We start from the raw sequence: 14,134 nt of genomic DNA on the forward strand, positions 1-14,134 counted from the left end.
CGCAGCATACGTCCGCCGGGGTGCTGTATGATTAACTTGTCGGCTTAGCTGTATTATAACAACAGTTTGAAACTGTATCTGTGATCCGTATCACATTGTTTCAAAATGTTTCCATAACTACACGAGAGCCTCCACCAGCCTGCTCTGCGGGAAGAACAACCAGCTTGCGTGGGAGCCGGGCCCGCAATTCAGGCACATGGCTAATCACACCAACAGATAATTGATCGTGATGCAGCTTTTCTAGCGAGGTAATTACTGTGTCAAGCAGTTCGGGATCCAACGTTCCAAATCCTTCATCCAGAAAGAAAAATTGTAGAGGGTATTGGCCCCGCAATTGAATTTGAGCCGACAGCGCAAGCGCAAGCGACAAAGAGGTCAGGAACGTTTCACCGCCGGACAAGGTCGATACCGGACGTTTGACCCCACCGTTGGCATCATCACTAATGACAAAACCACCGCTGGAATCTACTTCTAGCGCATAACGCTGCTTAGTCAGAAAACGCAGGCGGCGTGAAGCGGATTGGCTGACCTGCATGAGCTGCTCTTCGGCAATATATTCAACGAAAGCATTGCCTCGAAAAACAGACTGGAGCTTGGACATTTTTTCCGCCTCGCTACGCAGATGTAAACGATTGGACTCCAGCTCCATCCAGCGGACGTGCCGACGCTGCAAGTCCTCTAAATCACGTTCGGCCTTGGCGCGATTCTGAAGCGCCTCTTCGTCGCGTGCACGGCAATCACGCAGCCTCGCAGTGGTCGTTTCCCACTGTCCCTCTGTTATTGTTGCTCCATTCAACTGCTCTTCGACATGTTTTAAACGGGAAGACAGCTCCTTCTCCCGTTCTCGGTGCAAATTCACTTCACGCTCATAGCGTGTGGCTTCTTCCGGTCCCAAGCAGCATTCCAAGACCTCTGCTTCCGTAGCAAAAGAGGAAGCTTCCAGACGGATGCCCCAACGGGATGCTGCCGTCTGCCGTCTTTCTTCTGCCGAGTCGGAGGCCTGCCGCGCTATCAGTGAAGCATGAACAGCCTGCTGCTTGCGTTCTTCCGCTTCGGTACGGCGGCGTGCAGCGGCTTCGGCTCCGTTTTTCAGTCCCAACAAGCGTGAGGTCGCTTCTTCCAGCAATGAGGCTGCTTGGCCTTCTCCAACCCACTTACGGAGCTGTTCTTGCTTTTCACGCAGCAAATCATCTTTACTTTGCAGCCCTGTACGACGGGCAATAATGATTTTGTCCTCCTCGATGATGCTTTGCTGTATCTGCTGTACACGCGCTGCCTTTTCTTCGAGGAAAGTCACGCTCGTCTCCAGTCGGGATCGCAGCTCCTCCGCACGCCGGTCGCGCTCCTGCATGGCGCGATAACGCTCCGCAGCTTGGTCGGGGCCGACATCCGGCAGCTGCGCTGCCCATTCGGCGCGCAGCCCCTCGCTGCGCGTGGTACATGCCTCGCGCTTGCTCCGCGCCTGCGTCAGGGCTGCAACCGCCGCTTCCTGCTCGGCGGCTGCACGGATACGCTGCTGCTGTCCGGCGGCGTCCGCCTCACGCAGTGCCTGTGCCTCGGCAGGCAGCGTATGCGCACGCGCTGCCAGCTCAGCCGCTGTACGCTCCAGCGCTGCACAGCGCTCCGCCCATACGGCGACACCACGAGGCACAGCAGCCGCAGGCGTAAAAGGCTCGCCCGTGGCGGCAGCGCCGCTGTCTGCGGCGGCGGGCTGCGTCAGCAGGCTGCGTTGCTCGTGCAACTGCTGGCGCAGTGTGAGACGCAGCTCCTGTAAGCCGAGCCGCAGGCGGTGCAGCTCATCCGGCGCAGCGGAATCCGCGCCATGGGCCGCAACAGCGGCAGGCGCGGGGTGATGCAGAGAGCCACACACTGCGCATGGCTCTCCTTCGCGCAGCTCGGCAGCGAGATGCTGCGCGAGACGTCCGAGCTCCTCCGCACGGAGTTCGTGACGCAGCTGCTCCTCTTCGGCAGCCAGTGCCGACACGTCGGCTGTAATTTCCGCATCCAGCGCCAGCAACGCCTCAATGCCTTCAGCCACCTGTGCAGCAAGGACAGAACGCCGTGCCTCCGTCTCCTGTGTCTCCTGCTCCATTAGCTTTAGACGTTCGTCTGCTAGTGTAAGCCGTTTCTCCTGAGCTAAATACTCCTGTTCAGCTTCACGCCATTGCTCATGCGCTGTCTCCAGCTGTTGTAGCCGCTGCACAGCCTCTTGCAGCATACGCCGCTCATCTGCCCGCACTTCATTTTGCTTCAACTCCTGCTGAAGCTCCTGCTGCCGCTTTAAACCTCGTGTCTGTAACTCTTGTTCCTTTGCGAGACCTGCAGCATGCTCCGCAAGGGTTTGTTCGCTATGCACCAATTCGGCTGCCAAACGTTCTCTTTCGGTCCGCAGCACCTCCGTATCACGTTCCAGTTGAAGCGCCTGCTCCAGTTGGTCGATCCGAAGCAATAGCTTTGGTTCTTCGGCACTGAGTGCTTGCCGCGCCTGCTCATCTGCTTGCACAGATACAAGCGCCGCCTCCGCTGCGGAGGTAGCCAGGACTGCCATTTGTTCAGCATTCTTTTGCCGTTTTTCTGCTTCGGCAACGGCTTCCTTCCAATCTGTCAGTGCAGGCAGCAACGCCTCCGCTGCAGATGCTTGTCGCAGCTTGCGCTCCAGCAAAGCAATGCCTGGTTCCTGTCTTGCCATATCCTCCAGCTCATTCACTCTTTGGCTAAGCTCGATGACCAGTTCCCGTGTTTTGTTCAGCGCCTCCGCTTCCCGTGAAACACGCTCTAGTTCGCGGCGTGAAGCCTCTGCATGGTCAATCGCTTCTTGGAGGCGCAGCTTTACAAGCTCAAGCGCTTCAGCACTCGCATCCCCCAGCCCTTGCTGCTCCGCTTCCAACGACTTCAAGGCGATGTCGTTATCCTTCACACGACGGCTCAGCTTCTGAGCAAGTTGATCTCCGTACTTCTCCAGATGGAACAAACGCTGAAGCATCTGTCTACGTTCACTGCCCTTTAAGGATAAAAATTCCGCAAACTTCCCCTGCGGCAATACGACAGCGCGCGTAAAATCGTCCATTTTCAGGCCGATGTACTCCTCCACACAGCGTGTCACATCCTGTACTTTGTCAGCAAGTACTTCCTCGCCGTCTTCTGTATATGCAATAAAACGGCTAAGCGTATTATTAACCGATACGCCTCCTGCACGTTTGAAACGTCGTTCTACACGGTAACGGCGAGGTCCTTGAGCTGACATTAATTCAAATGTAAATGCTACAGACAGCGTATCCTCGGCATGATTCATGATGCCTTGTGTACCATTCACCGCCCGCTCCACTTTACCGTACATGGCCAACGTAATGGCATCCAGCAATGTTGATTTACCACTACCCGTTGGACCAAAAATTCCGAACAGCCCCGTTTCGGTCAAATCGTCAAAGCGAATTTCCTGCGACTCCCGGTAGCTTTGCAACCCCGCCAGTTTCAGAAGGATCGGCTTCATACCTCATCCTCCTCAGCGTGGTCTCTTGTATCATCCTGTTCTACCAATTCTAGAAACAACTGTACTAATCCTTCATCCGGCTGTGCTCCGCCCGTCTGTCGTTGGTAAAACGCCCGGAACAGCTCATGAACCGGCAGTTCTGAACGTTGCTGTTCCAACTGTGCCGCAGCCATTTCTGGGTACACGGGGCGAATATGAATGATGCCTTCACGGCTTTTGCGCAACCGTTGAATATCTCCCATTGACATCGCTTCATCCAGCGTAATTTCCAGGTCAATAAAGGCATCAGCATCCAGTCCTTCATCCAGCCAGCGATATACTTCCTCCAGACCTCCCCGTGCTCGCCACCTCACTAATGGGCGTCCACTGGTAATATACAGTTCCTCAACCTGTGCTGGCTTGCCGGCAATCACGTCAATTAACGTAACTGATTTGGCTTGTCCAGCTTCGGAAAAGCTATAAGCCAGCGGAGAACCACTATAACGCATCAGTCCATCGCCCTTCACATATTGGGGACGATGCAAATGCCCCAGAGCTGTATACTGCGCTCCAATGCTCAAAGCAGACGGATCTACGGTATAGGCTCCCCCGACCTGAATCGGACGTTCCGAATCCGACTCCAGCCCGCCAAGCACATATATATGGCTCATCGACAAATTAACAGTATCGGGCCGAAACGCTGTACCCAGCTGCGACATCAGCATCCCTACACGGCGGCTATATGCCTCGCGTAATATGGTTTCGTCCCCGTCTTCAGACAATAACTCATTCAGACGAGACTCGGAGGGATATGGCAAGGCCGCAATACATGCCATTTCGCCCGTTCGCGGTGTGAGAACGCGCACTGCTTCCCCATGAGGCAGTCCCAGCAATGTAATTCCACGCCCGCTCACCAGCGGGGTGACCGAGGATACTCTTTCCGGCTGATCATGATTGCCGGCAATGACGACTAGCGGTCTTCCTCCAGCCGTAAGACGAGCAGATGCTTCATAAAACAATTGCTCTGCGGCGGCCGAAGGATTGACTGAGTCGTACACATCCCCAGCCATCATAATCAAATCAGCCTGCTGGTCGTCAGCCATTTTCACCAATTCTTCCAAAAACGCCTCCTGCTCCTTCAGACGGCTTCGACCTTCCAATGTGCGACCCAAATGCCAATCCCCTGTATGTAAAATCCGCATGCTATTCCCCCTCTCCCTATCTATATCACTACAGCTGCACACTCTCTCCAGCTTCTATAAAATACAACCATTTCTCAGCAACCTTTTTGCCTGTAATCTCTTCAATCACACGGGCATACAGCTCCAATTGAAAACGATATTGGTCTGTTAAATGTGACAGCGTACGATATTCGGTTATCCGGTCTGTTTTATAATCCAGCAGCACAAGCCCTTCGGGAGTTTCAAACAAACAGTCAATGATCCCGTTCATCAGCACTTTATCGTCCCGCCCGCTTTCCGTAACTGTCTTCTGTTCTGGCAACACCGCAGGCAAACTGTGGTTCCAGTAATCGGTTGCCCGCATGGTATAAGTAAACGGAAGCTCACGCTGAATACGGGATGAACCCAGCATTCTCTCCCCTAGCTCACTAGAGAAAAACCGTAATATTTTATTCGTATCCAGCGCCTTTGCATGAACATCCAGTAAGATACGTTGATTCAGCAAACGAGCTTTGGTTTCCTCAATAACCTCAGCGCTCAAGACTCCATCTAGGGGCACATGCAGCATCAACGTATGATAGACCGTCCCTCGTTCTGTAGGAGTCAGTCGCTGATTCCCCATAAACTTAGGTCTGCGCAAGTGTAATTGACTGCCCCTAGTGTCAGAATCTTCGCGATCCTCCGGTAAGTCTGCTTGTTGGGAGATAGAAGATAGATTCAGCCAATCGTCAGATCCTATCTCCTGCATCTCCAGCCATCTTTTCATCTCTGTGACCGATGTATTGGCTGCTGTCTTGCCCGCCCGTTCATACGGGTAGGTCCAGGAAAGAGCCGCAGCAATATCCGTTTCACTTTCTTCGTCTAATTCGATTAGCTCAACATTTCTCAGTGCTTCTGTTTTTTTTTGGCGTTCTTCGGCCGATACCTCTTCTCCACGATCCGGGTTCACACGAGAGCCAGAAAGTGTTTCTGAGGCTACAATTTTAAATAACCAGTCTGCCCCCGGCATGTGTTCCAGTCTGTGATAGTACCCCTCCTGATCCCCTGCCGCTTCCCTCAGCGAAGTTGCAGAAGGATGACGAATCAATGCAGGACCTACCCAGTCCAGATAGCTGCGACCTGCCGCCAGCATATAGTCTGGTAGTACTGTTTCCGCATGTTCCTTGGCACGTGCCCAACCTGCTGCGCGGGAAGCGAGATCCTTCACGGTTCCGGTCATAATCAGCTTTTCACGCGGACGCGTAAGCGCTACGTATAGCACACGCATTTCTTCAGCCAAAAGCTCCAGCTGTGAGCGTCGACGGATCGCTAAATTAGGCAGCGTAGGGTAGCTAACGCGGTTTTGTTCCTCCACATATTTAGGACCAAATCCCAACTCCTTGTGCATAAGAAACGGCGCATTCAGATCCTGCTGATTGAACATTTTTGCCGTCCCGGCAATAAACACGACAGGAAATTCAAGTCCTTTACTTTTATGAATAGTCATAATGCGGACAGCTTGATCGGGTTCAGTCCCCCCGCTGATGGATCCTAAATCACCGCCTCGCTCCCGCAGACGGGAAATAAAGGTCAGGAATCGAAACAAGCCTCGGTTGGACGTAGAAGTCTCATACTGTCTCGCTCGGTCATATAAAGCCCGTAGGTTGCTTTGACGCTGTGAGCCGCCAGGGAGTCCACCCACCCAATCCAGATATCCTGTTTCCTCCAGCACATTCCAAATCAATACACTTAAGCTGCCTTGTCTGGCTTCCTGCCGCCATGCGTCCAAATTACGCAAAAATGAACGTAGTCGGGTAGACAACGTATTCCCGTCATTCCTATGGACTGGGTCAGGTGAAGATAGCGGGTCCTCACTGAAAAGATCCATCTCCATAACATCAGCAGAGGTCTCTTTTAAACTCTCCTCAACTTGTTCAGTCTGTGCCGCCGCCAGCAATGCATCATAAAACATTCCATCCGGCTTCTCTAGACGAATTTGTGCCAGTTCATCTTCGGTCAAGCCGACAATTGGCGAACGAAGCACGGATGCAAGCGGGATGTCCTGCTGCGGATTATCAATAATGTGCAGCAGGGACAACATTACCTCAACTTCCGTTGCTTTAAAAAAGCCTGTCGTCTGCTCTCCAGAGGCTGGGATGCCCTCAAGCCGCAATTCTTCCACAATTAAGGGAGCCCATACGCTTGCTGAACGAAGCAATATGACAATATCACCGTAGACTGCTGGACGCATCGCTTTTAATCCCCTGTCATAAATCAACAGTGGCTGTCCAGTATCTCCAGTCAGCTCCTTAATCCGTTGAGCGATTGCACGAGCCTCCAACTGAGCCGTTTCAAGCTCCGCAAGCTCGGCCAGCTCACTTTCCTGTAAAGCCGATTCGTTCCCCGTTTCAGACAACTCCGAAACCTCAGAAAGACCACGCCCGCCTTTATCAACTAACAGCAGTTCAGGCGCGTATGCAGAAGCAGCGTCCTCCTCTGTCTTCTCGGGATAGGACGCGCCGTGTACGAGCCAGGCTCGTTCATCATACTCAATTTCCGCCACATCCACACTCATAATCTGGCGGAACACCAAATTCACCGCATCAACAACTTCCTCCCGACTGCGGAAATTACGCGCCAGATCAATCAAAAAGCCATCTTCCTGTTCCTGCATGCCGTATCGTTGATACTTATTCAAAAACAGCCCTGGCTCTGCCAGCCGAAACCGATAAATACTCTGTTTCACGTCTCCCACCATAAAACGGTTACCCGGTTCCTCGCGCGATACCAGTCTAACGATATCTTCCTGTACGGTATTCGTATCTTGATACTCATCCAGCAGTACCTCGTCGAACTGCGCCTTGTATTCAAGTGCAGCATCGGAAGGTAACAGCTTGTACGGAGTAGAGTCGGGGTGTCTTAATATTTTCAAACAATAATGCTCCAAATCCCCGAAATCCACCAGTCCTTTTGACTGCTTGTGCTGTTGAAATCGTTCCCCGAAAGCAATCACAGTCTCCACCAGTTCGTCCATCAGAGGAGCGGTCGCATGCAGTTCCTCCAAATAAGCTTCTGCTCTCCGACCGAACAGGGAAGCCTTCATATCCGTAATCATTTTTTTGGCAGCCTCGCGCAGCGTCTTAACCCGTTCCTGCAATGCAGGCTCGGTTTGATCTTTTTTGACTGGCTTGAGCTTGCCAAAGGATGCTGCCTGAAATTGATCATACAAGGATGCCCACGGCTGTGTCTCGAGCTCTTGCAGTAATTCCTTCACCATCGCCGTATCCTCTTGCAATGTCATGGCATAGGGTGCAGGACCGCCAGGCTGCATAGCTGTTTCATGCGCCTGTTCCAGCAAACTCGCTGCTCCGCGCAACGAAAGGGCAGCATCCGTCAAAATACTACGAACCCAGGGAGTCTCCCCCAAAGCTGCTACATCCTGTACACGAAATGCTGCTGCCGTCTCGCGCAGCCAATGCTCCGGCCAAGGATGACTTTGAGAAAAATCATACAAACGCTGAACAAGCACATACATGGCATCATCGGTGCGTTCTCCACTAAACCAGTCGACCAGTCTGCGGAATGTGCTGCCTTCATCATGAAGCTCATATTTCTCCTCAAACAGTTCTTCTAAAAGCTCTTGGCGCAGCAATTCTGTTTCATGCTCATTCATAATCCGAAAGCCGGGATCAAGAGGAATGGCCTGATAATGCCTGCGGATGACCTCCATACAAAAAGAGTGAAGCGTCGTAATCGAGGCTCGATTCAACAACGATAGCTGGCGACGTACATGTTCACTTTCCGGTTCCTGTTCCAGCACACGTTCCAGCGCTTCGCGTATCCGTTGACGCATTTCTGCGGCTGCAGCCTTCGTAAAGGTCGCCACCAGTAACCGATCTACACTGAAGCCGAGCTGAGGATCAACAATTTTGCGAATAATACGCTCTACGAGCACCGCTGTTTTACCAGACCCCGCCGCTGCCGCAACCAGCATGTTGTTACCGGATTGCGAAATGGCACGCCACTGATCATCGCTCCACATGCTTCCTTCCGGCTTCGGCAAGCCTTTAGCATTTGACGTGCTTATCATTGCTTCATTCCTCCTTTCCCTTCCTGTGTATGACCCAGCAGATCCCAGACCTGATCCTTACCCGGTTTCCCCCATTGGTTGTAACCACTGCCTTCCAGACTGTCGTCAAATTGACAAACAGGCTTAAAAGAACAGAAGGTACATGCCGTTTCTTGCTGGATGCGATAAGGTTCAATGGCAACATCGCCTTCCGTCATCCGTGTGCCAATCGTCCGAATATTGTTGCGCACCGACGCTAACAGGCTATCCCACTGTTCAGGCGAAGCAACGGAAGCACTGCTATAAAAACTGCCGTCTGCTTTCACTGCAACAGGTAAAATAGAGGAATATCCTTTGTCCAATGCTGTATCCATTTGCCCAACTACATCCCGATCCGCGAGCAATAATCCCTTCATCTTAAAACGTTTCAAGAGCTCCTGACGCGCCTGTTCTGCGCTAAGACCGTTAGGCGATTGCAGCATCGGATTGTGGACGTGAAAATACAGTGTACCCGCCGGATAAGCAGTCTCGCCCAACCATTCCTCCGCCGCATTCAGCAGCACGTCCAGGTATGTGAGCATTTGCAGGGATAAGCCATAATACACCTCATGCAGCTTAAGATCCTTTTGGCTAGACTTGTAATCAATGACACGCAAAAGCAATCCTTTTTCTCCTTCTGCCACATCCACACGGTCAATCCGTCCGACAATTTCCATCACCACGCCGTTATCTAACCGGAAGCTTAAGGGAGGAAGCGGCTGACCCGGTCCGAAGTCCAACTCCAGCCCAATCGGCTCAAAGCTACCTCTCCGTGCATGTTCACCCAAAATTAATGAAGCACGGCTCACAATGTCTTTTAACTTGCGCAAAATATAGCCATACCGCTTGGAGCTCATTAAAATCTCGCCTTGCAGTCGAGGAGCAAGACGCTCCACCGTACTTTCCGCCTCTTGGCGGCATTCCTCGGTAGTGAGGCTTCCCCAGCTGACATTGCGTTCACGCAGATTGATCGCCATCTCACCAAGCGCTGCGTGGAACAATTGTCCGATATCCGGAGCCTTCAGACGATACATCTGACGTTCCTTCAAACGAAGACCATGAGAGGCAAAGTGAGAAAATGGACATGCGACAAAACGTTCCATCCGAGATACACTGGTACGCAGCTTGTTGCCATACAGACGGCGGCTCGTTTCCTTCTGCATTTCGGCATGATTCTCGTAAAAAAGTGAGGTCAACAGCTGACGCAACTTGTCCTTCTCACGTCCCTGCTGGCTGGCATACCAGTTATATACCTCCCACCAGGGAGATAAAATATCACCGCCACGCCGCCAATGCCGTAATTGCGCAATGAGCTGCGGCAATGCCTCTGACGGATGGGAAGCATACTCCCATTGCGTCGTCCAAGCGTCTTCAGGCAGAGGGTATCCAGCCAGTGGACGTTCGTTCAGGCCAGGAAACAGTTGCCGCACATGTCGCACTAGCTCTGACGGCAGCAATGGCTTGCCTTCTTCATCAGTCACTGCATAGCTCATCCACAGGCTTTTACCAGCAGAGGTCAGGGCTGTATAAGCGAGAAACCGTTCGTCCAACAGACGTCTTGTCATATCTGGCGCCAGGTCTACGCCTTGTTCGTTTAATGCCGTACGTTCCTGCTCGTTCAGCACCCCATCCTCATGGAACACAGCCGGCATTACACCTTCGTTCATACCTAGCACAAAGGCATGTTGAATACCGGATACACGCGTACGGTCCGTGTTTCCGACCAGTACCTGATCCAGAGCCGGCGGAACAAGTCCCATACGGAACTCAGCTAATCCCGTTTCCAGCACTCCCGCAAACAAAGCAGTATCCAGTCGCTCATCACCCATCATTTCGACGATTTGATCCAGCAGTTCAAGCACCGCCTCCCATACCTGACGGTGCTCCTTCGCCTGCTCGGGATTTCCAGCTTCTTCTGCCTGATGAATGAAGGCGTCCAGCTTGTGACCGATTTCTGCATCCTCCAGCAACAGATATACGGCTTCGCTCTTCTCAAGCGCCGTTCGTGCCTTCCCTATACGCTTCTCAAACGCATGTATAGGTGTCACAATCACATCTCGGCACAGCTCCATCAAATCCAGCGTTTCATCCCGTTGACGGTTCCGTTCCTGTTCCTCCAGCTCGAGCGACAAACTGGGCACAGCCTGCCATGCCCGGCCATCTGTCCAACGGCTACCTTGTATTCCGCAGGCCAGCACATAGTTTTCCAGACGGTCCATCTGCTCGCGGCTCACTCGACCGTCCAGCGGCAATAGAAGGTCTGTTTTGACCGCACGAAATACATCCTCGTATCGCCAGCGTCGCTGCACGATATCCAGTGAAGCCCGAACCAATTCCACCAAGGGATGATGAAGTATACTTCTCCGCTGATCCAAAAATACTGGAACTTCATATTGCTTGAATATCGGTTCCACCCATGGCTCGTAATCTTCAATATGACGCACAAACAGAGCCATCTCCCGATAACGCGCGCCCTCTTCGCGGGCCAGGCGGCGCATTTCGCGTACGGCTCCTTCCAGCTCGGCGCGGCGATTTGCCGCAGCATACAGTTTTATGCCCTCCGGTTGTGTATCTGTCCGTTGTTCTCGCAGTTGCTGTAGCCGCAGCCGTTGTTCCTGATTCCGCAGCCCTGTGCGATGTTCGAAATTAGCCTCCAAATACGCCAACGCTGGACGTTCCTTAAACCTAGGCATTGGATCGGGGCGTAATAACTGTGTCTGCGTTTCAATCATCAGCTCCTCTGCCATTCCTTTAAGCTTGACGTAGGTAGCCGCTGAAGGATGAAACAAATCCAGCTCATGCGGAAGCTGTCCACTTTCGTAGCTTCGGTTACAGGTCAGCGCCACTGTCAGCGAAGAGGCGTGCAGCATAAGCTGCTCCACCACCTTGTATTCATGTGGTGTAAACCTCCGGTAGCCATCCATCCAAATGTCTGCTCCGCGCACGAGGGAAGACTGTGCAATCTGTTCTGTCAGCATGCGAAGCGTATCTTCACCATCGATATATTTAAGCGTCAGCTCCCGTTCAAAATCCTCATAGATTAGACTGATATCCTTGAGCTTGCCTCTTAATATCGGAGTGGACTCCCCCGCAGCATGCATTCTATCCAGTTGCTCCGGTACAGACCGAGCATCATTTCCGTACTGCTTTAGCTCTGTGAACAACGTATTCAACCGATCCACAAAACCGAGTTGGTCTCCCGAATCTTTAAATAAACTCAGTTCATCCTTGCGACGACGAATAATTTTATATAAAAGCATCTTCTTGCCTTCTTCTGTTACAGGCACCAGTGCTGAACCCCCTGTTTCCTGCATGACTAAATAGGCAAGACGATGGAATCCCATCACTTGGGCGCGCACCGACCCCTGAATACCGTTTCCGACTTCGGTGAGCAACGCATGCTCTGAAGCAAATGACGATTGCTCAGGCACAAGTAACAGCATAGGCTTACCTAGCGGCTCCTCGCGTAACATAGAGGTCATTTCATTACGGATTAACGTGCTTTTACCACTACCAGAGCGGCCAATCAATAAGCGGACCGACATGATGCCGCCTCCTTTCTAACCAACAACATTCTATTAAACAGTATAGCATATCAGGCAAAGGAGAAAAGAACGTACGTTTGCCATGTTGTAGCAATTGGGCTCTTCTCAAAAACAAACAGTCCCGCAGGATGGCTTGGTGCAAGCCTTCTCTACAGGACTGATGTATACTAAAAATGAGTTTGTTTTCACCTATTTATCTTTATCGCCTAATAGTAGTTTAACTTTGACAAGGGTATGAAATCTACAGCTGTGTCCGGCTGCGCACCTCAAAGATGGCAAATTTCAAATAATGACCTTCCTCCACACCTAAAATTTGGGGATGGTCCTTCCCTGCCGCTCTCCAATCTACCAGTCGGAGGATTTTGCCAGCATCTGCAGCCGCTTCCTTAATCGTGTCCAAAAACAGCTCCGGCCGCATATGGAACGAACAACTCGCTGTTACCAAATAACCGCCCTCATTGACGAGCTTCATTCCGTGAAGGTTGATATCTTTATATCCACGTGTAGCTCCTTTGACAGCACTCTTCGTTTTGGCAAAAGCCGGCGGATCCAGAATAACGACGTCAAAGGTACGTCCGCCACCCGCAGTCAGCGGCTTAGATGTATCTCCTTTGCCGCCCGCTCGCGCGGTGCGTTCCTCTACACCTTTAACCTGATTACGTAAATATTGAAAAGCATCGTCGACGACAAACTCGACGCGATCCTCAAAACCGTTCAGCTTCACATTATCCCGAGCACTTTCAATCGCATGTTCAGAAATATCCAGACAAGTTACTTTTTTCGCACCATGTTTACACGCATTGAGCGTAAAGCTACCTGTATGTGAAAAACATTCCAATACAGTTGCACCGTCCCAGAATGGGAATTCAACAACCTTACCACTTTTATTCACAGGCTTTATGACCGTTGTGCCGTCATCCCCTGGGTTTGCAGCTACTTCTTGCAACGTAATTCCGCTACGCGCTCCCCAACCTGTCATCAACGGCGCGATGGCTGCACGATTTTCACGCTGGTCAAAGAAATACCCCGTCTTTTGTCCCTCTTCGATATCGACCTTGATTTGTAAGCCATTTTCCGTCACCACCACATGGCGCGGGCAATCGCCGTACAAAGGACCCTTCGTCTGTTCCAACCCTTCCAGCTCACGGATGGATACATCACTACGCTCATATATACCAACTGGCCCCATTACTTCAACAAGTGCATCTCTGATTTCTTCCCTGCGCCGATCCATGCCAAGCGTTAACAGCTGAACGACCAATACATCACCAAAACGGTCTACAATCAGCCCAGGCAAAAAATCAGCCTCGCCGTACACCAAACGATAAGCGTTTCCTCCGGTCACAAAGCGTTCGCGGTGCTCCAAGCAATTGCGGAAACGTTGGGCAAAGAAGCTTTGGTCCATCACTTCTAGCGGCTCATAGGACATCACACGCACTGTAATTTGTGAAGCAGGATTATAGTAACCTGTCGCCAAATAACGCCCCTGATGGTTCAGGATGCTGACCAAATCACCGGCTTCTGGATCACCCTCAATCTTGGCTATTTCATTTTTAAACACCCAAGGGTGTGCTTGCTCCAGCCTTTTTTTACGGCTACGCTCTAATATTACTGAAGGCAAAATCCTTCACTCCTATTCTTGGATTACTCAAAGTGTTAAAACATTTTGTTCGATAGGGGCGCGGCTCCGCCGATTCATTTGGTCTTACGATCGCTGGCGCTTCTCCAGCTTCAAATGAACCGCTTCGCTACTGCCCGCCTGTATGTCGACGTCACGCTTTAAAAGCTTGTGAAGATACTACAAAATGTTCGTTCCATAAAAAACTGCTCGGCCATGCTTGTCATGGCTGTC

At 51.7% G+C, this 14,134-nt stretch carries 5 protein-coding genes; all 5 read right to left on the minus strand.

Translation table 11 applies throughout. The annotated features are described in order from the left end of the window. Positions 1-100: 100 nt before the first annotated feature. Positions 101-3,490, minus strand: a complete 3,390-nt coding sequence (locus tag ACUC6J_RS16375; protein WP_447249104.1) for an AAA family ATPase — start codon at positions 3,488-3,490, stop codon at positions 101-103. Then, positions 3,487-4,671 carry an exonuclease SbcCD subunit D gene (locus ACUC6J_RS16380; protein WP_447249105.1) on the minus strand — a complete coding sequence of 395 codons (1,185 nt, stop codon included), beginning with the start codon at positions 4,669-4,671 and terminating at the stop codon, positions 3,487-3,489. Before ACUC6J_RS16380 ends, ACUC6J_RS16375 begins: the two co-directional genes overlap by 4 nt. Positions 4,672-4,699: 28 nt before the next feature. Then, on the minus strand, positions 4,700-8,719 hold the full coding sequence (addA, locus tag ACUC6J_RS16385) for a helicase-exonuclease AddAB subunit AddA (RefSeq protein WP_447249106.1): 4,020 nt from the start codon (positions 8,717-8,719) through the stop codon (positions 4,700-4,702). Beyond that, positions 8,716-12,282, minus strand: a complete 3,567-nt coding sequence (addB, locus tag ACUC6J_RS16390; RefSeq protein WP_447249107.1) for a helicase-exonuclease AddAB subunit AddB — start codon at positions 12,280-12,282, stop codon at positions 8,716-8,718. Before addB ends, addA begins: the two co-directional genes overlap by 4 nt. A gap of 241 nt (positions 12,283-12,523) precedes the next feature. Further along, positions 12,524-13,903 carry a class I SAM-dependent rRNA methyltransferase gene (locus tag ACUC6J_RS16395; protein WP_016821602.1) on the minus strand — a complete coding sequence of 460 codons (1,380 nt, stop codon included), beginning with the start codon at positions 13,901-13,903 and terminating at the stop codon, positions 12,524-12,526. Between the last annotated feature and the right edge of the window lie 231 nt (positions 13,904-14,134).

The organism is Paenibacillus sp. JJ1683 (assembly GCF_053006485.1).